Origin of the sequence: Enterococcus raffinosus (assembly GCF_018917525.1) — a bacterium.
Taxonomy (GTDB): domain Bacteria; phylum Bacillota; class Bacilli; order Lactobacillales; family Enterococcaceae; genus Enterococcus_A; species Enterococcus_A raffinosus_A.
Map to the genome: position 1 here is coordinate 24598 of NZ_JAHLOS010000014.1, position 22647 is coordinate 47244.

The window sequence follows — 22647 nt, forward strand, 5'->3', positions numbered from 1 at the left end:
TCTTTAAGTTACTCATAGCTTACAAGACAAATATTAACTAATGATGAATTAATTCGTTTTTTACGTCAATTAATTATGAATTTTTTAGGTTGCTTGGCAAAAATATTTTAAAATTACTGCCTTTATTTGGTGAACTGTTGACTTTGATCGTTCCATGGTGTAGTTCAATGATTTGCTTTGCTAAAGCTAGACCTAAGCCGTTGCCTTTCGTTTTACGACTTGTATCGCTTTGATAAAATTTGTCGAAAATACGATCGGCGACATCTTCAGTCATGCCGATACCTTCGTCGCTGATCATAATGGTTTGCCCAGCGTTATCATTTTTTAGATAAACACGGATGTTGCTGTTCTTACGACTGTATTTAATTGCATTGTCCATTAAATTCAGCCAGACTTGATAAAGAAATTCCTCGTTGCCATAATACTCCGTCCAGGGAAGATCCAAATCTAGCGACAAGTTTAGCTGCTCCCATTTTGGTTGTAGAAATAAAATGACCTCACGAATTTGTTCATCTAAACGAAAGTATTGGAAATCCAGTCCGATGCCTTGGTTTTCCAGTTTGCTTAGTTTTAGAATATTATCGGTAAGATGTGTTAGCTGATGTGTACCATCCAGCATTCGTTCTAAGTAAATTTGCCGTTCCTCTTTTGATAATTCCTCATTTTGTAATAATTGTACATAACCCTTGATTGTAGCAATCGGTGTTTTAAATTCATGAGAGACCGTCGAAACAAAGTCATTTCGTAATGTTTCGATACTACTTAATTCTTTTACCATAACATTGAAATCATGGTAAAGCTCTTCAACGTCTTCCATTTGCTGTTGTTCGTCTAATTGTACAGTGAAATCGCCTTTTGAGACTTTGCTCATCGCTTGCCTTAGATTGCCGATTGGTAAAAGGATTCGCTTTCCTACAAAAAATGAAAGGGTAGCACCAATCACTAGGCTTAAGAAAATAATGAAATAAAAAGGGAAAAGGTGCCCTTCTTTTTCGGGTGCCAGCAGCTGGTAGTGATTGACTATAAAAAGCAGGCCGACAAAAACCGCTAATACAACGACCATCATTAAAAACGTGATCGCAACGAAGTACATCCACAATTGTGGAAATAATTTTTTTCTCATGAGTGAATGACCGCCTTGTAGCCTAATCCGCGAATTGTTTCAATCGAAAAATCCGAATTTTTTTCCAAGCGAGTACGCAGTCGTTTGATATGAACATCGATGGTTCGCTCATCAGTATCAGAGTCCAAGCCCCATATCTCGTCCATTAATTGCTGACGGGTAAAAATTTTGTTAGGATAAGCCAGTAATTTATATAGTAATAAAAATTCTTTTTGCGGCAAGGTTTCCGTTTGGTCGGTTGTTTTGATCTGGTAGGTTTCTTGGTCCAGCCGAGTTTTTCCTACTACTAATTCTTTTGTGTGGACAATTTGTGCTCGACGCAATAAAGCATCCACCCGCAGTATCATCTCGTTTACATCAATTGGCTTAACCATATAATCATCTACACCTATTGTAAAGCCACGTTTTTTATCTTCGAAAGAGTCCTTAGCTGTGATAAATAAAATAGGTAACTCATAGCCTGCTTCTCGTAAACTTTCGGCTAACTCATAGCCGTCCATATCCGGCATCATGATGTCGCTGATGATCAAATCGATGAATTGTTTATCCAAAATATCTAAGGCTTCGATACCGTTCATCGCACGAAATACCTCGAAGCGTTCATTTTTCAATGCAGATTGATAAAGTAATGATAAGTTTTCATCATCTTCTACAATAAGTATTCGATTCATTTGCGTCACCTTCCTTTTTGCTTAATAATAGTAACAAATCACTGTGAACCTAGTATGAATTCTTGTTCATTTTGAGTTAATAATGCCATGCTATCTTTACGATGTAAACAGAAAGAAAAGGGTGACGCAATGTTAGAATTAAAAGACATCAAAAAATATTATCATGTGGGGGATACGACAACCAAGGCTTTAGATGGCGTATCGGTCGCATTTCGGCGACAAGAATTTGTCGCAATTTTAGGTGCCAGCGGATCAGGTAAGACGACCATGTTAAATGTGATTGGCGGCTTAGATAACTACGATTCTGGTGATATGGTCATCGATGGGAAATCGACAAAAACCTTTAAGGATGCCGATTGGGATGCCTATCGAAATAATTCGATCGGATTTGTTTTCCAAAGCTATAATTTGATCGGTCATTTAGGAATCATCGACAACGTAGAACTTGGTATGACGTTGAGTGGTGTTTCAAAAGAAGAGAAAAACCAAAGAGCAGAGGATGCTTTACGTCGAGTCGGATTAGCAGATCATATGCATAAGAAGCCTAATCAGCTTTCTGGTGGGCAAATGCAACGAGTCGCAATTGCACGAGCATTAGCGAACGATCCTGACATTTTACTTTGTGATGAACCGACTGGGGCGCTAGACACTGAAACCAGTGTGCAAATCATGAATCTAATTCAAGAATTGTCGAAAGAAAAATTAGTCATCATGGTGACTCATAACCCTGAATTAGCAAATAAATATGCTGATCGGACAATCCGGTTTTCTGACGGTCGAATCATGGATGATTCGCATCCCCATATTGAAGGGAAAAAAGGAGAACAATTTCAACTAAAACGCACGAAAATGAAATTCGTAACCGCGTTGAAGCTTTCCTTTAATAACTTACGGACGAAAAAAGGGCGGACATTTTTAACGGCTTTTGCTTCAAGTATTGGAATCATCAGTATCGGAATCGTTCTTTCACTATCCAGCGGCTTCCAGAAACAAATTGATAACACTCAAGCCGAGACTATGGCGAAGTATCCAATCACGATCTCAAAAACAACAACCGATCAATCGGCTAATCGCGATCGGGCACTCGGTTCAGAAAAAGCCAGTGGCTCCAGTAAGGATACGAAAAATAGTGTTGTAGCAAAAATCAGTGATGAGGATAAAGCTCAGCATACCAATAAAATCAATCAAGAGTATGTCGATTACATTAATGATATCGATCCTAAGCTAAGTAATAATATTGGTTTTACCAGAGTTGTTGGCATGAATCTTTTACGGGATGTAGATGGTGATGTAAAACCTGTGAAATTATCAAACGATGCACCGGATAGTGGACCTTCCATGATGAGTGCAATGTCTAGTATGACAGGAATGGGAGTTTCTTCGTTTCCAACACAGCTTGATAAGAATTCAGGTAATTTCTTAGAGGACAATTATAAATTGTTGGCTGGCGCTTATCCAAAAGCCAATACAGACGTTGTATTGATCGTTGATGCGAATAATAGTACGAATATCAATTCGTTGAAAAACCTGGGCTTTGATGTCAAAGATGACGAAAAGGTCGATTTCGACAAAATCGTCGGGACTGAATTTAAGCTGATCAACAACAATGAATACTATTCAAAAATACCAACGGGCAACTTTATCCCGAACAATGATTACAAGGCGATGTACGACAATGCCAATAATGACACGTTGAAAATTTCAGGAATCCTGCGGGTAAAACAATCGTCAACGATGAATCTTTTAGCGCCTGGGATTGCTTATAGTAATGAGTTGACTTCTAAAATCGTGAAGGACAATGAAAATTCTGAGATTGTCAAAGCACAAAAAGAGACCGATACAAATGTCATGACGAACGAAAAATTAGATGATGCGACCAAAGAAAGTACTTTGGCTTACTTAGGCGGAGACAGTATTCCTAGCAGTATTATGATTTACCCAAATAACTACAAAGATAAAGAACAAATCTTGAGCTATTTGGATGATTACAATAAGGGCAAGAAAAAGGAAGATAAGATCATCTACACTGATTTGGCGGGAACGATGACTGAATTGACCGGCGGCTTAATGGATGCCATCACTTATGTATTGATTGCCTTCGCGGGAATCTCATTAGTGACTAGTATGATTATGATCGGTATCATTACCTATACGTCAGTCATTGAACGGACGAAGGAAATCGGTGTCTTGAAGGCCTTAGGAGCGCGTAAGAAAGATATCACTCGTGTATTTGATGCAGAAACATGTATCTTAGGGGTAGCTTCTGGAACACTTGGTGTATTGATTGCCTACTTGGCAACATTCCCAATCAATGCGATTTTGTACAATATGACTGAACTAGAAAATGTCGCACAATTAAATCCAGTTCATGGTGTCATTTTGATCGTTGTCTCAACGGTGTTGACTATGATTGGTGGACATATTCCAGCAAGAATGGCAGCGAAGAAAGATGCTGCGATTGCATTGCGAGCAGAATAAAAATAAAGGCAGCTTCCTTAAGTTAAGGAGAAGCTGCCTTTTTGTAATTCTAGTAGGTTAAAAGCATAATACTTATCGGACAAAAAGAAAGTTAAGGATAGCCAAGGCTACAAAACCAAAGGTAATCAATCCACAAACAATCAGATGAAGACGTTTATTCATCAAAGCTACTGCTATAAACTCTCTAAGAAAAGCATTCGGTAAATAGTAGCGTGCAGTCTTTGAGCCAATGCCGTCAATTTTTAATCCAACATCTTCGGCATACATTCCAGCTCTAAAAATATGGTAATTGTTTGAAGTAAAAATAGCGTGATAACCACTTGGTTTTTCCCGTTCCATGATTTCTTTACTAAACTTCATGTTTTCAAGAGTATTGGTGGATTGAGCTTCCATAAGGATATTTTCGGCTGGAATCCCCTGTTCCAAAGCATACTCTCTCATTGCCTGCGATTCAGGAACTTTTTCATCAGGTCCTTGTCCGCCAGACATTAAAAGCTGAGGTGGTGACAATGTTTTTTCGCTTTGTTCGCGATAAAATTGGATTGCACGATCAATCCGTTTTGCCAATAAGGGCGTGACTTTTTCACCACCGATTAATCCGGCACCTAAAACAATCACAAAATCCTGATCGTATTTTGGTTTATTGAGTTGATAAATCAATGAGATCGATAAGAAATTCCAAAAGACGACAAAGAAGTAAAACGCAATCGTTGTCGGAATTGAGAGCAAAATGACTGACCAATCAGGTAGTATTCGAGGGCCAACCGTTTGTAAGACAATCAATGCCACAATCGCTAAACCTAGAATCAAGGTCAATAAGTTCGGCAATTTGCGTGATTCGTGTCGTAGAACAATGAAACTATTGCCAATCAAGAAAATGACGGCTGCATAGATGCCAAACAGAATGGTCATCAAGAATAAGAGTGCTAATAGCCCTAAGATACCTGCACCAATCAAAGAGCTCGCGGTAAGTGTCACCAAAGCTACGTAGCCCATAAAACTTATCAGTGCAAGATTCAATAGCCAGCCATTTCGTAAACGACATTTTTCTTTAATATAAAAATAGCGGAACAATAAAAAGAAGAAAAGCGGGATCAAAATATAAAAGGTTTTCTTTTGAATTTCAATCACACAAAAATATAAGACAATAAAAATGCCTGTCCACAATGTAAAATTACTAAACTTGTTTTGTTTGAAACGAATCATTACACTGATCAAAACGATAAAATAAATGGCTAAAGCAAGTAAATCTCGTTGAAAATCCATCCCATCACTCCTTTGAAAATCGGGAAATTTTTTTAATCATCCTATTCTTGTGAATAGGAAATACTTTATATGTCAGTATATCAAAGAAAAGTAAAAATGCGCAGTTAAGAAGTATTAGTTGGTTTTATTTAGGAAGATTAGTAAACTTAAGTGAAGGGTGTCGGCTTTTCTTTTTACAGTCAGCCATTTTATTTTTAATGAGTTAGCTATAGAGATATCAGCAATTTAATAAGATGATACTTGTGGTAAGAATAAAAATTTCAAAAAAGTAAATCGATCTAGGAGGGATCTTGATGAAGATTAAAGGAATTGATCGCGTGGATCTGCCCACCATTTTCGTTGTTGGCAAAGAAGGTCAAGGTTTAGCTGAGGACGGGCAGTCTTGGGTACCATTGCTATGGGACCAAATGAACACTCATTTTGAAGAATTAATTGACCTTTTGGCAGGACAAGAAATGAAGGATTTGCAGCTATGGGGGCTGATGAGTGATGTAGGGCATTGGTTAGAGCCATGGAAAAATGAAGGACGTTACTTAGCAGGGGTTCAAGTGTCGGAAAAAGCTCAGGCACCTGAAGGCTGGGTTCGTTGGGAAATACCGCCAATGAGCTATTTGACAGTTAAGGCGAGTGCGGAAAAAATTGAAGATGCGACAAATTTGATGTTGGGAGAAATCTTCCCTATGGAAAATCTGGAGCTTGTCGGTGCGATCCATGAACATTATTTACCACATTTCGCAGAAGGGGAAGTCGAGTTGTATTTTCCCTTTAAAGCAAAATAAAAAACTTTCGACCCCGTCGAAAGTTTTTTATTTTATGCAAATATGCCAGTGATCTTTTGCCAGATTAACTCGAAAGTACTGGCTTTTTCCACTTCATTTTTGGTTACTAAATCTGTTTTGGCACCTTCATTTTCTTGAACATAGCCTAAGTTATCTTGTGCTAAAGCAACACTTACGGTACCAATTTTTTCATTCTTGTGGACCGGTGCGATGATTGCATTATTGTCCAGCAATGAATGATCTAAGGTTGTTTTAATCGTTAAGTTTTTAGGATCCATATCGCTTCGAATCCAAAGCTTAACAGGTTTTTCCATGGCTAAAGCGACTGTTTTTTTCTTGCCATCTGTGACTTTTAGTTCTTTTTTATCAGTAGGTGTCTGTCCAGCAACAGTCACATCTTGCTGACTCCAATTATTTAAGCAATAATCCATCAAGTTGCTTGTTTCGACGTATCGAGCATTCTCGTCATTTGGTTGATTTAGTGCATTCAAGATGACTGTGATGACACGGCGTCCGTCTTTTTGGATCGTACCGACAAAACAAGCACCAGCTAAATCAGTAGTACCAGTTTTTAAGCCATCCACGCCTTCTTTATAATTCGGGCCGTCAAATAGCATAACATTCCAATTTTCCATTTCAGTTGGTTGAGATGAATTTGGAGCGAATGTTTTTTCCTTGATCTTAGAGGTTTCCAAAATTTCTGGGAAATCTTTGATTAGGTGCTGGGCTACGATTGCTACATCTCTAGCAGACATTAGATTCTCGTCGTTTTCTTCGGTTCCAGGATAGATGTGTTCGCCTAGATAAACATTACTCAAACCAGAAGCATTAATAATCGTCGCGTCTTTGATGCCCCATTCTGTGAGTTGTTCGCGCATTTGATTTACAAATGTGTGCTCATTGCCGGCAATGAGTTCAGCTAGAGCAACCGCACAGGCATTGGCTGATTGAACGATCATGGCCTCGAAAAGATCTTTGACTGTATATTTTTGATCACGAACCAACGTAACATTTGACAATTCAGGGACAGTGCTTAATTCTGCAGCATATTCAGAGATTGGTACTTCTTGCTCCCAAGAGATTTTCTGTTGTTTAATTGCGTCTAAAACGAGGTATGCCGTGATCGTTTTAGTGATAGAGGCTATGCCCTTGGGAGAGTCGCCGTCCTGGTTGAAAAAGACTTTTCCTGAATCAGCATCAATGGCGTATCCAGCATTCGCATTGACCGAAAATTCATCTGCCGCATGGACGGGGATTCCTATGAGGCTTTGGAAGAAAAGGACTAGGGCAACCAAAACAAGGGGGAAACTTTTCTTATTTTTCATTGAAGGGCTCCTTTATTTCTATTGACCCCAAAAGTTTAGCAAAATCATAGGGTGAATTCAAGAAAATACATGAAAACGCCAGAGTTTTTCATTAGTTTTGAAAGACTCTGGTGTGTAGTGATAACATTTTTTATTTTATTTGATTAAAAACTGCGTCCGCCACCGCCAAAGGTTCCACCACCGCTAGAGTGAGTGGTACTGCCGCCACCACCGCCTCCATTGTTGTTAGAGGGTTTAGGAATCCGCCGAGTGGTAACAAAGGAATTCACTAATTGGTCTTGACGTTCAGTCAAGTCTAATTGCGCATTTTGACGATATGGGTAACGATAAGTCCCAGCTTTTAATTGATAACGCAAGCGTACAGAAACAAAAAAGGCGATTGCCGCCACTGCTGCAATGACAAAACCGATAATGAATTCAATTGGTCTGATGGATTTATAACGGGTGATTTTTCCGGTTTTTTCATCAATACGATAAGCCCCACCAGGAACGCCATCGTCAACGAATTCTTGTGCATTAAACAAGAAATTTTTACTTGCTTGATAATAATCGCCGTCTCTCATTGCTCCCTCGACATCATCTAAAAGCTTATCACGCCGTTTATCATTGATGTAGTCGATCATATTCCCTGAAGTTGAGAGATGGATTTTCCGCTGATTCATATCTAACAGTAGTAGAGCACCATTGTGATTATTACCAACCCGATCTCTCAACTGATTATCTGCGAATGTTTCAGGATCCTCAGTATTGGTGTCAGTAGTCAAAATAAACACTTCGCCTTTGATTTTTTCGTTTATGGCATCAGCTTGATTAGACAATTCGGTTCGTTCTTCTGGTGTTAGCAGATTTGCCTGATCATTTACCGTATTAGAAGCGGCAAAGACCTTCAGAGGGCTTAAGAATGCTAAAAAGCCAATTAATAATAGGAATTTTTTCATAGGAAATACCCCACGATCATCGCAATTATCATAATCGCAGCGAAAATTCCGCCTGAGAACAGCCCTAAACGTTTATTGCTGATCGGCAAAATCCCACTGACTTTGCCTGTTTGTCCGTTCATCGCGTAATAATAGGTTTTCTTCGAGGCATCTTGATAAGTCACAAGCCAGACAGGTAGTAACATGTAGTGATTGTCTTGTTTCTCTATATTTACGGATTTATTGCCGGCTGTAAAGGTGGTATAACCCGAAACCGTATCTCGTAACAAGTCTTCTGTGTACTCGGTTAATTCATGATCAATCTGATCAGCTAAGTCTTTGATTTCAATATCCCGTTTTTCCGCTTGGAAGCCTGATAAGTACTCAGTGTGAAAATCGATTGCTTGATCAATCGGAAAAGGTTGGACACCTTCGACCATTTTTTGCTGCAGATTTTTTTGCAAGGCATTCTTGGTTAAATGACGAATCTTCGCTTTGCCTTTTCGGAAAATCTGATAGACTTTTGTTTCAGTGTATTCAATTTCACCGACGATCCAGACCCGCAAAGAGGTCCCTTTGCCCGTCAAATTACCAGCAGTCTCAGCGTCAACTACCCAATAGGGAAAATAAACACCGGTCATTTTATCGATTTGTTCTTTGTTGAAAAAATCTTTTGGAATAAAGCGTTTCTTTTGTGTCCAAGCTAAAAAATCTGCGATAGCCTTTTCGCGGTCGATTTTAAAAGGTAAAACTTTATTCGGTAAAAATTCTCCTGTCAAACGTCCTGATAATACGACGGGATTATGACAAAAGTAACAGTAGGTTGCGGCGGTAGTGTGATCAGTGACAATTTGAGCGCCACAGCTGGGACAGAGAAAGAGATCGACATCGCCAGTACTCGCTTTTTCAGCGGTAGTAGCTTCTGTTACTCCATCCGCATCTGGGACAGCTTCTTTAGCTTCAAATTTTTCGATATCCTCCACTGTAAAAATGCTTAAGCAATAATCACAATGGAATTTTTGATCACTTGGATTAAAGGTCAAGGGACCGCCACAGTTGGGACAATGATGTGTCAATACATCTGCCATTTGCAGGTCCTCCTATGGTTAGTAATAGTTTAGTCGATCGGAACACCTTTGAAGGGCTTACCGCAATGTGGACAGAATTTCGGAACGCCATTGCTTAAATCAACTGTTTCACCACAGTCGCTGCACTTCATTTGGATTTTTGCTGCGACTGCTGGAGCTGGTTTTGGTTCTCCGCAATTGCTGCAGAATTTACCAGAATTTTCTTCGCCACATTTCGGGCAAGTCCATTGATCGCCAGTAGATTTTTGTTGGGCCTGTTGATTCTGCTGCATTTGTTGATTATTATTTTGCGAAGCTTGGTTGAGATAATCTCCGCCAGTATTCATGCCCATGCCCATTCCGAAGAATCCCGTGGCAGCACCTGCATCATTTTTACCAGCAGCTTCCATACCGCGAGCAACTGAGCCTTGGACGTAGCCTTCGCGCACGTTAGGATCGCCCAGCATGGCGCCTTCGTTTCGCATGTTGATCAATTTTGTTGAGTCATCAGTATAAGAAATGCTGGCAACTGCGACTGAGACAATCTCCATACCGCGCAATTCTCTCCAGCTATCATCTAGAGCGTCAGAAAGATATTTACTTAGTTCCAAGCTTTTTGATGGCACATAGGAAATCCGTTGTCCATCGGCAGACATTTGATTGATCGACGCTTGTAAACCAGTCAGGAATTCTTGTAAATATTGTTCATTGATATCGCTAATGTCAACTTGATCCATATTTCTTGGAATCGCGTTGGCAAAGAACAGAATCGGATCCGTTACTTTGATGGAATAGGTTCCGTGCGCCCGCAAGAACAGTTCCGCGTTGTAGAAATTATCAAAATAATTCAACGGGGTACTGGTGCCGAATTTGATTCCTTTGATTTCTTGCAAGTTAATATAAAAGACTTGCTGTTTCTGTGGGGTCACACCGCCAAACTTGAAACGACTGAATGTTTCTGCAACTGCCTCTTTTAATGAACCATTAAACATGGATGGAGCAGAATTGTTTTCAACTGTGTAATAGCCTTCTTCGGCGGTGTAATCAATAATTTTGCCGCCATCTACTAAGAGCATCATCATATTTGGATAGACATGAATCACAGAACCGTCTGTGATCACATCGCTGGTTCCTTTTTTATTGCTGCCGCGTTTATCATCTTTTCGAACGGCAACGCCTTTTGACATCACTGTTGTTTGTCCCATATCGGCTGGTTCGATAATCTCTAACCATTGATCGGCTAGTCCGCCACCGATACTACTTGTTGCTGCTTTAAATAATCCCATGAGTATACCTCCATAAAAACGTTTTTTTCATTATAACACAGGGCAATTTTGAAATAGAAAGGAAGCCATCCGACAGATTAAAAGACACTAAACAATTGCATTAGAGAATTGGTTTCTATAGTTTTTTTACTCGAAATCACGTATAATAAAAAGCAGTGATTTTGAAAGAAAAGAGGAGAATTATGGCGTATCAAGCACTTTACCGCGTTTGGCGGTCGCAACGGTTTGATGACCTTGTTGGACAAGAAGCGATCACCAAAACGCTGAAAAATGCAATCCAACAACAGAAAACTTCCCATGCCTATTTATTTACCGGTCCCCGCGGAACAGGGAAGACCAGTGCGGCGAAAATTTTTGCCAAAGCCATCAATTGTCCGAATAGTGTGGATGGGGAACCTTGCAACGAGTGTGAGATGTGCCGTTCGATCACCGATGGACGACAAGAAGACGTGATCGAGATTGATGCGGCCAGTAACAACGGTGTGGAAGAAATTCGTTTTATTCGTGACCGAGCGAACTACGCGCCGACAACAGCGAAGTATAAAGTCTATATTATCGATGAAGTCCACATGCTTTCTACGGGCGCCTTCAATGCCTTATTAAAAACATTAGAAGAACCAAAGGAGCATGTGATCTTTGTCTTAGCAACGACTGAACCACATAAGATTCCAGCTACGATCATTTCGCGAACGCAACGATTTGATTTTAAACGTATTGATGTCCAAGCAATTATTGGACGGATGGCTTATATTCTTGAACAAAGCAATCAACCTTATGAAGAACAGGCGTTGTCTGTGATTGCACGAGCGGCTGAAGGTGGGATGCGGGATGCGTTAAGTATTTTGGACCAAGCGATTTCCTTTAGCAATGAGAAAATTACTTTAGAAGATGCACTAGCCGTGACGGGCAGCTTGACTACTGAAATGATGGACAGCTTTATCGGTGCTTGCCTGCAGCAAAATGTTAGCGGGGCACTAGAGGTTCTGGAAAATATTTTAGCTGAGGGGAAAGAAGCTCGACGCTTAACGGAAGATTTGTTACTGTATTGTCGGGATTTGTTGATCTATCAGCAAGCACCCAAGCTATTGGAAAGTCGTGCAGCTTATTTAACTGAAACGTTCAAACAATTAGCGGGTTCTACGCCTTCTGACCGTTTGTATGCCATGATTAAAATTTTGAGCGAGACGCAAAACGAGATTCGTTTTACCAATCATGCCAATGTTTATTTAGAAGTAGCGACGGTGAAATTAGCAACACCACAAACGACTGCCGATAGTGTGATTGCCAACTCTCCAAGCAATCAAGTGGCAATAGCGTCTGGGGCACAACCAGCAGATCAAGCAGAGTTAACGGCATTAAAGAATCAAATACAGCAGCTTCAAAATGAAGTTCAACAATTAAAAGCTAATCCAACAGTTGAAAAAGAAGAGCGTAAGGTGGCGCCGAAGAAAACCGCCAGTACCTATCGTGTTCCGACAGAACGTGTGTACCAAGTGTTAAGTGAGGCAACCAAAGATCATTTAGTCAATGTGAAGAATGTTTGGGAAGATTTGTTAATGGCATTGCCAGTTACTCAACGGGCGATGCTGAAAGCCAGCGAACCTATGGCAGCAGGTCCCGGCTTGATGTTGATCGCTTTTGATTATGAAATTGTTTGTCAACGAGCAGATAGCAGCGATGAGCTTCGCTTGAATATGCAAAACACTTTGAGTATGATGATCAAGGAATATACACCAGAGTTTGTCTTTATTACTCGTGAAAGCTGGCCACGTTTACGACAAGCTTTTGTCAGTCAGCATCATGATCGACCAGTAGCAGCTGAGACGAATGAGTCAGAGGATGACATTACTCTGATACCTGAAGAAAACAATGAAGTCGTAGAACAAGCAAAGAGCCTGTTTGGTGATCTGGTAACAATTAAAGATGATTAAGGGCAGCTAGTTTTTCTCTATACCTTGGGAATCATTGGTAAGCAGTTTTATGAAGTAATTTTATTAATTAGAATAAGGGAGCGAATAAATAAAATGATGCGCGGAATGGGAAACATGCAAGGCATGATGAAACAAATGCAAAAAATGCAAAAAGAAATGGTGAAGGCTCAAGATGAGTTAAACGCCAAAGAATTCACTGGAAGTTCAACCAACGATTTAGTCACAGTTACCTTTAACGGGGATAAAACGATGAAAGCAATGACAATTAATCCTGAGTTGATTGATCCAGAAGATCCTGACATGCTGCAGGACATGATTGTTTTAGCAGTAAATGATGCGATCACTAAGATTACAAAAGAAACCGATCAAACGATGGGTAAATATACAAAGGGACTTCCTGGAATGTAAGCGACTTTGTTCAGAGAGGAAGGACAGAATGCAATATCCAGAACCAATTGCCAAGTTGATTGAAAGCTATATGAAGCTGCCGGGGATCGGCCAAAAGACAGCAACTCGCTTAGCCTTTTTTACGATTGATATGAAAGATGAGTCAGTGAATGAGTTTGCACGTTCGTTGATCAGTGTTAAGAGAGATTTGCGTTTTTGCAGTGTTTGTGGGAACATCACGGAAGAAGATCCTTGTGAGATTTGTTCGGATACAACTCGAGACCGTAGCACGATTCTAGTTGTAGAAGAGCCAAAAGATGTGATGTCGATGGAAAAGGTTCGTGAATATCACGGTCTTTATCATGTCCTTCACGGTGTTTTATCACCGATGGAAGGGACTGGTCCTGAAGATATCAATATTGCACCTTTAATCAAACGACTGCATGATGACGAAATCAAGGAAGTCATCATCGCAACGAATGCAACGACAGAAGGCGAAGCAACTGCAATGTATCTATCGCGTCTGATCAAACCAGCCGGAATCAAAGTTACGCGACTCGCTCATGGTTTGTCAGTCGGCAGCGATATCGAGTATGCTGATGAGATCACTTTATTGAAAGCAGTGGAAGGACGCCGTGAATTATAAAGATTTCGCGGTGTTTTTTTAAGAGACAGAAGATCATAATTATTTTGGGGGACTAGAACGTGAACGGATTATTTATTACGATTGAGGGGCCAGACGGCGCTGGGAAAACCAGTGTTCTGAATGAACTCTATCCTAGATTACAATTAACGGCGAAAAGATCCATCGTCAAAACAAGAGAACCTGGAGGCATCCCGATCGCAGAAAAAATTCGCCACGTGATCCTTGACCCTAGCAATGATCGAATGGATGATCGAACGGAGGCTCTGCTTTATGCCGCAGCACGCCGTCAGCATCTGATTGAAAAGGTCTGGCCTGCGCTTGATGAAGATAAGATTGTTTTATGTGATCGCTTTGTTGATAGTTCATTAGCTTATCAGGGTGCCGGTCGTGGTATCGGTATAGAAGAAGTTGCTAAGATCAATGAATTTGCGATTGAAGGTACAACGCCCGACATCACGCTGTATCTGGATGTTGATTCTGATACTGGCTTGCAACGAATCATGAAGAACCGAACCAATCAAATTGACCGTTTGGACTCGGAAGGGTTACAATTTCATCAGAGGGTCCGTCATGCTTATCTAAAATTAGCAGAAGAAAATCCAGATCGGATCATAAAAATCGATGCTCGGAAGCGTTTAGACGAAGTCGTGAGAGCTTGTTTTTACGAATTGTTGACACGCTATCCAGACTATTTCCAATCATGAGAGGTGTAAACTATGAAACTTATTTTAGCGATCGTTCAAGACAAAGACTCAAACCGTTTGGCCAATGAATTTATTGATGCGAACATTCGAGCAACTAAACTTTCTTCTACTGGAGGCTTCTTAAAGGCCGGTAATAGTACCTTTATCATTGGGATTGAAGACGAACGAGTAGAGGATGCTTTGGCTCTAATCAAAGAAACTTGTCAAGCGCGGACACAATACGTCACAACACCAGTAACTTTAGATATTTCGTTAGATGGACAAGTTCCTTATCCTGTTGAAGTTGAAGTCGGCGGTGCGACAGTATTTGTCTTACCAGTCGAAGGCTTCCACCAGTATTAAGATGGAAGAAGCGAAAAAACTCCAGACAATTCAGCCCATTGTTTTTCGCCAATTACAAAACAGTTTTGAGCATGGGCGTTTGGCCCATGCTTATCTTTTTGAAGGCGACCAAGGAACAGGCAAAGCAGAATTGGCACTATGGTTTGCCAAGCATCAGTTCTGTTTAAATTTGCAAGAAGGAATGCCTTGCGAAAACTGTAATAATTGTCTGCGAATCACCAGTAAAGATCATCCCGATGTAGTTGAAATTGAACCAGATGGTCAATCTATTAAAGTTGATCAAATTCGAGCGCTACAAAGTGAATTGACCAAGAGCGGCTTTGAATCTGCGAAAAAAGTCGTGATTATTCACCAAGCGGAGAAAATGAATTTGAACTCGGCGAATAGCCTATTAAAGTTTTTGGAAGAACCACCAGCCAACTTTATGATTATTTTAGAGACTCAATCGTTAGGGAAAATTTTACCTACGATTCGCTCTCGATGTCAGATCATCCACTTCCAAGCGTTGTCCACAGAACGCTTGCAGTCCCGTTTAGAGGCAGATCAAATCCCTGAAAAAACTGCAAAACTCTTAGTAAATTTAACAAATAGTTATACAAAAGCTGTTGAAATCTCAAAAGATGAATGGTTTAATGAAGCTAGAGATGTTGTTATTCAATGGTTTAATTATCTCGAAAAAAATGATCCGCAAGCGTTTATCTATGTTCAGAAAAAAATGGTCAGGACGTTTAAAGACAAGTCACAGCAACAGCTCGCCTTTGAGATGTTGGCGTATTTTGTGAAAGAAAAACGCGATCAAGTGATGAGACAAAATCAAATAGACGTAGAAAAATACAATTACCTATTAGAAGACGTTTTATCCGCCAGTCAGAAACTAGAAGCAAACGTATCATTTCAAAATATCGCAGAACAAATAACGTTACACATCGTTTTTGCTTAACGTTATTTAAGAGAGTAGGGAGAACCATGGTTGAAGTTGTGGGTGTTCGTTTTAGGGATGCAGGGCATATTTATTATTACGCGCCAGGTAAAAACGAATATTTTTATAATGATAAAGTCTTGGTCGAGTCACAGCAGGCGCACCAGATTGCGACAGTGGCAATTCCAAAAATAGAGATTGAAAAAAAAGATTTGTCCGATGATTTAAAAACAATTTTACATAAAGCATCAGACAAGGAATTAAAGAAAGTAGCTCAAAACGAAGCGGATGCAGAAGCAGCCTTCAAGACTGCCAAGGAAAAGATTCGCGCTCATGAGTTGGAAATGAAATTGATCCAAGTAGAATATACGTTTGATCGCAGTAAAATGATTTTTTATTTTACTGCAGACGGACGGATTGATTTTCGTGAGCTGGTCAAAGATTTAGCAGGTGTTTTTCGCACGCGAATCGAATTACGGCAGATCGGTGTTCGTGATGAAGCGAAGATTCTAGGTGGAATCGGGCCATGTGGGCGACCGCTATGTTGTTCGACCTTCTTAGGTGACTTTATTCCGGTTTCAATCAAAATGGCCAAAGATCAAGGATTGTCGTTGAATCCAACGAAAATCTCTGGACTTTGCGGTCGTTTGATGTGCTGTTTGAAATATGAAAACGGTGAATATGAAGCCGCGAAAAAAGAAATGCCTGATTACGGCAAGGAAATTAATACGCCAGAAGGTCGGGGAAAAGTAATCGGCTTGAATTTACTTAGTAAAGTAGTTAAAGTTCGTTTGTTTGGTCGTGATGCGACGATTGATTTTGATTATCAAGAACTAGTTGAAGCGGGTGAGCTGTCATGATGGATCGACGTTCCTTGTATGATGGGTTGAATCAATTGGAGCTGGATATGCAAAAGAATCTCGAAGATTTAGTTTCGATGAAGGAGACCTTGCTGGAGCTCGTTGAAAAAAATGCTAAATTAGAGATGGAAAATGAACGCTTACGCGAACGGATTCGTGAGATTGATGAGAAGAAGTCCCCGGTTTTGGATGAACGCCAAGAGTTATCAGAATCTCGTTTAAATCTTGAAAAAATTTATGAAGATGGCTTTCACGTCTGTAACTTACTTTACGGATCAAGGCGTGAAGCAGATGAGCCCTGTGCTTTTTGTTTGGACGTCATCTATCGTGAAAGCAAACAAAAATAAAATGAGTTGAAATAGTGGGTATGACGCTGTTCGTCACACCCGCTTTTTTGGTCAGTTTTGGATATGAGATAGCTTTAGTTTTCTAGGTAATAGATTGAATTTTCGAGAGAATTTGAAATAGTAAGTTTTCCAGAAAAAATGATGAAGATGAGTTAGGAGAATGATCGTGAAGATCCAAAAAAGTTTCGCACAGGAAGTTGGTACACTGTATTTAGTTCCGACACCCATCGGTAATTTGGAGGATATGACTTTCCGTGCGGTCAAGACACTACAATCCGTTGATTTGATCGCCAGTGAGGATACAAGGAATACTCAGAAGCTGCTGAATCACTTTGAGGTGAAGGTTCCACAAAAGAGCCTACATGAACATAACTATAACGAAAGAATCCCTGAGTTATTGGACTTTTTAAAAAAGGGTCAATCAATTGCTCAGGTCAGCGATGCTGGAATGCCTTCAATCAGTGATCCGGGACATGAGTTAGTCGTAGCTTGTATAGAAGAGGATATTCCAGTGGTTGCCTTACCAGGAGCCACTGCCGGCATGACAGCTCTGATTGCGTCTGGATTGTTGCCTCAACCCTTTTATTTTTATGGATTTTTACAACGAAAGAAAAGTACTCAGAAGAAAGAATTAGAAGAGTTGAAAAATCAGACAGCAACATTGATTTTCTATGAATCGCCTCATCGTGTAAAAGAAACACTCAAAAATATTTCTGAAATTCTTGGCAACCGTGATGTGGTGATTTGTCGGGAATTAACTAAACTTTATGAGGAGTACCTGCGAGGGACGGCAACGGAATTAATGGAGTATCTATCAGAGCATTCCTTAAAAGGAGAGTGCTGCTTGTTAGTTTCTGGTACAACAGAGGTAGTGGAAGAGGAAGTATTCGAGGGAACGTTGAAAGAACAGGTTGAAGCATTGGTTGAAGAAGGACAGCTTGCTAAAGAAGCGATCAAGTCGGTAGCCAAACGACATGGATTGAAGAAACAAGATGTTTACAGAGAATACCACGAGCTATAAGAGCAGGATTACATTCCTGCTCTTTTTATGTGAGTTTTTCTAACATAGAAAGTGATTAAATTAGAAAAATATGAAAAAAATGAGTGGAAACTCTTTTTTTATTCGAAAATGATGTTAGAATACTTAACATAAAAAGAAATGGAGTGGTTTGATGGCAGCGAATATTGCATTTATTTTGATTTGTTCAGGATTAGTTTTTCTCATGACACCCGCATTAGCATTTTTCTATGGTGGGTTAGAACGACGGAAAAATATTTTGAACACGATGATGATGGTTATTTGTACAATGGGATTAGCATCCTTGATCTGGATAGTGTTTGGCTACTCGCTATCTTTCAGTGGTGGTGGAGACTTTATCGGGAATTTGGACAAAGTACTTTTTAACGGTGTCTCTATGACTAAAGGTGATGGAATTCCAGAAGGATTATTCGCTTTCTTTCAAATGATGTTTGCTTTGATTACGACAGCGATTTTAACAGGATCAGTTGCTGGACGGATGCGGTTTTCTGCGATTTTTCTATTTATCGCGATTTGGTTGGTCGTCGTTTACTTCCCAATGGCGCATATGGTTTGGGGCGGCGGCTTCCTCGATAAGATCGGCTCAATCGATTTCGCCGGCGGAAATGTTGTACACATTAGTTCAGGAATCTCGGGGTTGGTTTTAGCAATCGTATTAGGTCGTCGTCGCGAGTATCATCTTGGTGACTATCGACCACATAATGTTCCTTTTGTTGTTTTGGGAACAGGCCTTTTATGGTTTGGCTGGTTTGGATTTAATGGCGGGTCAGCGTTAGCGGCGGATGGCTTGGCGATTCATGCAATAATTACTACAAATACAGCGGCCGCCTGTGCAATGTTGTCTTGGATGTTGATTGAGAAAGTTTTAAATGGCAAACCAACTGTTGTTGGCGCATGTACAGGTGCTGTTGTAGGTTTAGTCGCCATTACACCTGGGGCTGGATTTGTTTCGATTTGGTCTAGTCTGTTAATTGGTGCTTTGGTAAGTCCATTTTGTTTCTTCTTCATTTCAGTCATTAAGCAAAAGCTTGGGTTTGATGATGCTTTGGATGCTTTCGGTTGTCATGGTGTCGGTGGAATTTTTGGCGGAATCGTAACAGGGATTTTCGCTGATCCTTCTGTGGGAGGAAGAGTCGGGCTAATTTATGGCGAGACTCATTTATTCATCGCACAAATTGAAAGTGTGCTGTTTACGCTAGTATTTGCTGGAGCAGCAAGCTACTTGATTATTTCATTAATTAGAGCATTTATGCCTATTCGAGTATCACAACAGGAAGAAGCATTGGGGCTGGATAAAATCGAGCATGATGAAAATGCATATCCGACATTTATGGGAATGGATTCTTAAAAATAGCCTGAGGAGGACGCAATGAAAAAAGTCGAAGCGATTATTAGACAAGAAAAATTAGAGACGATCAAAGCAGCGCTTGATCAAGAAATAGAAGTGAACGGGATGACAGTCAGTCAAGTATTAGGCTGTGGGCTTCAAAAGGGTCAAAAAAGTCATGTTCGCGGTCAGGAAGTTATTACCACATTGTTACCTAAAGTGTCGGTGAGTTTCATCTTAGCGGATGAAGATGTCGAGCGAGTGATTGACTTGATTTTAGAAATGTGTCAATCGGAGGAATGCGGAACAGGTAAAATATTTGTTTATCCGATTGAAGAAGCAATTCGTATTCGTACACGCGAAACAGGCAAAGCAGCGATTCAATAATAAAACACCTGTCTAAGAATTTGGTTCTTTCTTAGACAGGTGTTTTTAATTAAGAATATCTTCCTTAATTTTTGTAAATTCTGCTTCTGTTAAAATTCCTTGATCCAGTAGTTCCTTCATCTTTAGAAGTTGTTCGGCTTTGCTTAATTGATTCTCAGAGTTATTTTCTTTAGTGACGAGTTGAATATTTTCCTTTAATTGTGTCAGTACTTTTGGAGCCTCTTCTTCTGTTAGGACAATTTTAATTGTTCCTTCCAAAGAAGTAACTTCTAATATATCTAAGCTGGTTTCTTTTGTTAATCGAAGATCTTGGAGATTTGTTAAAGGGATGACTTTGAAATCATCACCGATGAACTTCTTTTGCCCTAATATAAAACGTTGATCAGTCAAGGCGTATGCATAAAAACCATCATTCTTTGTAGCAGATGTTCGATTGTGCAGTCCGATAAAGCAAATTAGTACTTCTTCATTCGGCCTAAGCTGCTTTTCTAAGACAGAAAAAAGTCTGACACTCCATTGACGATCAGAACCAGAGAAAAATCCGGTATCTTGACAGAATTGGTACATTTCCTCGGCAGTTTTCATAATCCACCCCCTTGTTTTATTAGTTTCAGTTTAGCAAAACTTGGAAACGTAAACAAATTATTGTTTAGGTGATTTGTTTGTAGTCGATTTTACAAATGAAGTAGAACTGACAGCTACCTCCAAAAAAGGTGATCCTTTTTCGAAGCCCGCGAAAAAGGATTAGATTTTCGTCACGCATACGATTCCACTAATCGCGCTAAAGCGCGAAGTGGAACTCGCAAAAAAACCACCATAGCCGTCACTATGGTGGAAATGAAGGTTGTTATTTACTCTTGGTAGGAGTAAGTATGAAAAACCAATTCGGGATAATTGGTATGAGTTCATGATAAAGCATTCAATCAATGAAATCATGAATGGCTGTTTGTTAATCGCTAAGAAATGTATTAGAAAAGACTTATGCAAATTACAGTGAAATTTTTATGATTATTTCATAATGTAAGGGTTGCGTTTCGTTTTAAGGAAATTGAGAGCTATGGTACACTTGGGTTGGAAGATTAAATAGGAGGGTACATTTATGGCAAATATCAGTAAAAAGTTACTAACTGAATTGACTTCAGAAGAAGCAACCGGTCCTTTTATCACATTTATGTTGAATACTCATCATGCGCATCAGGATGTTGAAAAAGACCAAATCATGTTTAAAAACTTTGCTAAAGAAGCGAAACGACGCTTTGAGAAGAAGTACACTGATCACAGCTTTGAACCATTCCAAGAAAAAATCGATCAATTATTAGCAGATGGAGATTTTTGGCGTAGCGGAACAAAAAGTGTCGCAGTCATCTTGACGGCTGATGAAACGTATATTCATCGCCTAAGTATCGCAGTTGATGACCAATACTATGTAAGTGAACTGCCTTATTTATTGGCAATCATAAAAAACGCGCAATTTAACTATTCTTACTATTTAATGGCTTTGAATAGAGATTCTATGAAACTTTATCTTGTTCGCAACAAAGAAATCGAAATGATTGAGCTTCCAGAAGGTGCACCAAAAGATATCGAAACGGCCTTAGGCGACGAATTGACCGGAGGTAATCTAAGCGTTTCATCAAGAGGTGGAGAAGTCGGCAGTGTTCACGGTGTCAGCACAAAGGATGAGGAAGTCGAGATCGATTGGGTGAATTATTATCAAGCGGTTGATAACTTTCTGAAGGAACTGAATAACCCAGAACAATTGCCTGTGTATCTTTTTGCTTTGCCAGAAAATCAATCACAATTCAAAAAGATTGCGAAAAATCCTTATTACTCAGACAAAGCCGCAATCAGCGGGTCTCCTGCACAAATGAATATCAATGATATCAAAAAGGAAACGCAGAAAATAGCGGATCAGCTAGCAGAAGTGGAAACACAAACGTATCAAAAATTGATCAATCGCAAGTTTATTGATCAATTAGTGGATATTGTTCCTGCTGCGAAAGAAGGGAAAGTATCGCAGCTATTTATTGCGACAGCTAATCTTGTCGATGGTTTTGGCGAAGATCCGGATGTAGAATACGACCGTCGTCAAGTGTTGAATGAAATTGCTGACGATGTTATCAAAAATGGCGGACAGGTCTTTGTTCTAGACCAAAAGGATGCACCGGATGAGAAAAGCTTATTGGCTATCCTACGCTATTAGAGGAGAAATGTTTCAATTATATTAAGAAAAAAATTTTTGAGCGATAACCTAGTGTTATCGCTTTATCTATGTTATACTTCTAATTGTAGTTTTTGTACGGTAATATTGGCAAGTTTGTTTCAGACAACATCTTTCCTATTTCACCATTCAAGTAATTACAAATTAATTTTTATCCTAGGAGGATGTTTAACATGGAACAAGGTACAGTAAAATGGTTCAACTCAGAAAAAGGCTACGGATTTATCACTGCTGAAAACGGAAATGACGTATTCGTACATTTCTCAGCTATCCAAGGCGACGGCTTCAAAACTTTAGAAGAAGGTCAAGCAGTGACTTTCGACGTTGAAGAAGGCCAACGTGGACCTCAAGCTACAAACGTTAACAAAGCTTAATTTTAGTAGACTTTTATGCCAGATGCTTATGCATCTGGCTTTTTTTTTCGTGATTTTTTATCTCCGCTTTTTGCAAATGAAAGACTTGGTTGTAAGTATAAAAGTGAGTGGAATCGTTTTAAACAAAGAACTTTCTTGTAGAAAGTGGTACTATTCAGATATAATGCGTGAGGAAGGTACGAGCAAGCTGGATGTCATAGATATCCGTTGATTACGTATATTTTTTGTATTTACTCACTAATCCGAGAAAG

23 protein-coding genes are annotated in these 22647 nt (G+C 39.7%); 15 read left to right on the plus strand and 8 right to left on the minus strand.

The annotated features are described in order from the left end of the window. Window positions 1-73 precede the first annotated feature (73 nt). Window positions 74-1123 (minus strand): sensor histidine kinase, encoded by a 1050-nt coding sequence (locus KQI58_RS10655; protein ID WP_016180925.1) that lies wholly within the window; start codon window positions 1121-1123, stop codon window positions 74-76. After that, window positions 1120-1794, minus strand: coding sequence for a response regulator transcription factor (locus KQI58_RS10660; RefSeq protein ID WP_216408989.1), 675 nt, complete (start codon window positions 1792-1794; stop codon window positions 1120-1122). Before KQI58_RS10660 ends, KQI58_RS10655 begins: the two co-directional genes overlap by 4 nt. A 129-nt stretch (window positions 1795-1923) precedes the next feature. Between KQI58_RS10660 and KQI58_RS10665 the strand changes: the two genes are divergently transcribed. After that, the gene (locus KQI58_RS10665; RefSeq protein WP_216408990.1) at window positions 1924-4272 is read left to right on the plus strand and encodes an ABC transporter ATP-binding protein/permease; all 2349 of its coding nucleotides are present in this window, start codon (window positions 1924-1926) and stop codon (window positions 4270-4272) included. A gap of 72 nt (window positions 4273-4344) precedes the next feature. Here KQI58_RS10665 and KQI58_RS10670 read toward each other — a convergent pair whose 3' ends face one another. Then, window positions 4345-5538 carry a YdcF family protein gene (locus KQI58_RS10670; RefSeq protein WP_216408991.1) on the minus strand — a complete coding sequence of 398 codons (1194 nt, stop codon included), beginning with the start codon at window positions 5536-5538 and terminating at the stop codon, window positions 4345-4347. 293 nt (window positions 5539-5831) lie between these two features. Between KQI58_RS10670 and KQI58_RS10675 the strand changes: the two genes are divergently transcribed. After that, window positions 5832-6317, plus strand: coding sequence for a GyrI-like domain-containing protein (locus tag KQI58_RS10675; protein ID WP_216408992.1), 486 nt, complete (start codon window positions 5832-5834; stop codon window positions 6315-6317). Between the two features lie 32 nt (window positions 6318-6349). On the opposite strand, the gene KQI58_RS10680 is transcribed toward KQI58_RS10675, so the two are convergent. From KQI58_RS10680 to KQI58_RS10695, 4 genes are all read right to left on the minus strand, one after another. Further along, complete coding sequence (locus tag KQI58_RS10680; RefSeq protein ID WP_216408993.1) at window positions 6350-7642, minus strand: serine hydrolase; 1293 nt, start codon at window positions 7640-7642, stop codon at window positions 6350-6352. Window positions 7643-7785: 143 nt separating this feature from the next. Beyond that, window positions 7786-8580 carry a TPM domain-containing protein gene (locus KQI58_RS10685; RefSeq protein ID WP_216408994.1) on the minus strand — a complete coding sequence of 265 codons (795 nt, stop codon included), beginning with the start codon at window positions 8578-8580 and terminating at the stop codon, window positions 7786-7788. Further along, a complete protein-coding gene (locus KQI58_RS10690; RefSeq protein WP_216408995.1) occupies window positions 8577-9647 on the minus strand; it encodes a TFIIB-type zinc ribbon-containing protein in 1071 nt (356 codons plus the stop codon). Before KQI58_RS10690 ends, KQI58_RS10685 begins: the two co-directional genes overlap by 4 nt. A 29-nt stretch (window positions 9648-9676) precedes the next feature. After that, window positions 9677-10912 (minus strand): SPFH domain-containing protein, encoded by a 1236-nt coding sequence (locus tag KQI58_RS10695; RefSeq protein ID WP_216408996.1) that lies wholly within the window; start codon window positions 10910-10912, stop codon window positions 9677-9679. Window positions 10913-11094: 182 nt separating this feature from the next. On the opposite strand from KQI58_RS10695, the gene dnaX reads away from it, so the two are divergent. The 11 genes from dnaX (at window position 11095) to KQI58_RS10750 (ending at window position 19801) form a co-directional block, all read left to right on the plus strand. Beyond that, complete coding sequence (gene dnaX, locus KQI58_RS10700; RefSeq protein ID WP_216408997.1) at window positions 11095-12843, plus strand: DNA polymerase III subunit gamma/tau; 1749 nt, start codon at window positions 11095-11097, stop codon at window positions 12841-12843. 93 nt (window positions 12844-12936) lie between these two features. After that, window positions 12937-13251, plus strand: a complete 315-nt coding sequence (locus KQI58_RS10705; RefSeq protein WP_216408998.1) for a YbaB/EbfC family nucleoid-associated protein — start codon at window positions 12937-12939, stop codon at window positions 13249-13251. A gap of 28 nt (window positions 13252-13279) precedes the next feature. Further along, the gene (gene recR / locus KQI58_RS10710; protein WP_207106848.1) at window positions 13280-13876 is read left to right on the plus strand and encodes a recombination mediator RecR; all 597 of its coding nucleotides are present in this window, start codon (window positions 13280-13282) and stop codon (window positions 13874-13876) included. 59 nt (window positions 13877-13935) lie between these two features. Beyond that, entirely contained in the window at window positions 13936-14580 is a 645-nt protein-coding gene (gene tmk, locus KQI58_RS10715; RefSeq protein WP_016180913.1) for a dTMP kinase, read from the plus strand. A gap of 12 nt (window positions 14581-14592) precedes the next feature. Beyond that, window positions 14593-14922 (plus strand): cyclic-di-AMP receptor, encoded by a 330-nt coding sequence (locus KQI58_RS10720; RefSeq protein WP_010740793.1) that lies wholly within the window; start codon window positions 14593-14595, stop codon window positions 14920-14922. 1 nt (window position 14923) lies between these two features. After that, window positions 14924-15862, plus strand: a complete 939-nt coding sequence (gene holB, locus KQI58_RS10725; protein ID WP_216409047.1) for a DNA polymerase III subunit delta' — start codon at window positions 14924-14926, stop codon at window positions 15860-15862. A gap of 26 nt (window positions 15863-15888) precedes the next feature. Beyond that, window positions 15889-16701 carry a PSP1 domain-containing protein gene (locus tag KQI58_RS10730; protein WP_216408999.1) on the plus strand — a complete coding sequence of 271 codons (813 nt, stop codon included), beginning with the start codon at window positions 15889-15891 and terminating at the stop codon, window positions 16699-16701. Then, complete coding sequence (locus tag KQI58_RS10735) at window positions 16701-17048, plus strand: DNA replication initiation control protein YabA (RefSeq protein WP_034876619.1); 348 nt, start codon at window positions 16701-16703, stop codon at window positions 17046-17048. Before KQI58_RS10730 ends, KQI58_RS10735 begins: the two co-directional genes overlap by 1 nt. Before the next feature lie 160 nt (window positions 17049-17208). After that, window positions 17209-18069, plus strand: a complete 861-nt coding sequence (rsmI, locus tag KQI58_RS10740; RefSeq protein WP_216409000.1) for a 16S rRNA (cytidine(1402)-2'-O)-methyltransferase — start codon at window positions 17209-17211, stop codon at window positions 18067-18069. Between the two features lie 151 nt (window positions 18070-18220). Continuing rightward, window positions 18221-19435 (plus strand): ammonium transporter, encoded by a 1215-nt coding sequence (locus KQI58_RS10745; RefSeq protein ID WP_216409001.1) that lies wholly within the window; start codon window positions 18221-18223, stop codon window positions 19433-19435. A 21-nt stretch (window positions 19436-19456) separates the two neighbouring features. Continuing rightward, window positions 19457-19801, plus strand: coding sequence for a P-II family nitrogen regulator (locus tag KQI58_RS10750; RefSeq protein ID WP_216409002.1), 345 nt, complete (start codon window positions 19457-19459; stop codon window positions 19799-19801). Window positions 19802-19846: 45 nt separating this feature from the next. Here KQI58_RS10750 and KQI58_RS10755 read toward each other — a convergent pair whose 3' ends face one another. Then, the gene (locus tag KQI58_RS10755) at window positions 19847-20386 is read right to left on the minus strand and encodes a PH domain-containing protein (protein WP_216409003.1); all 540 of its coding nucleotides are present in this window, start codon (window positions 20384-20386) and stop codon (window positions 19847-19849) included. A gap of 514 nt (window positions 20387-20900) precedes the next feature. Here KQI58_RS10755 and KQI58_RS10760 point away from each other — a divergent pair. Both KQI58_RS10760 and KQI58_RS10765 read left to right on the plus strand, forming a co-directional pair. Beyond that, window positions 20901-22004, plus strand: coding sequence for a baeRF6 domain-containing protein (locus KQI58_RS10760; protein ID WP_216409004.1), 1104 nt, complete (start codon window positions 20901-20903; stop codon window positions 22002-22004). A gap of 191 nt (window positions 22005-22195) precedes the next feature. Then, window positions 22196-22396, plus strand: coding sequence for a cold-shock protein (locus KQI58_RS10765; protein ID WP_010745638.1), 201 nt, complete (start codon window positions 22196-22198; stop codon window positions 22394-22396). Window positions 22397-22647: the final 251 nt, after the last annotated feature.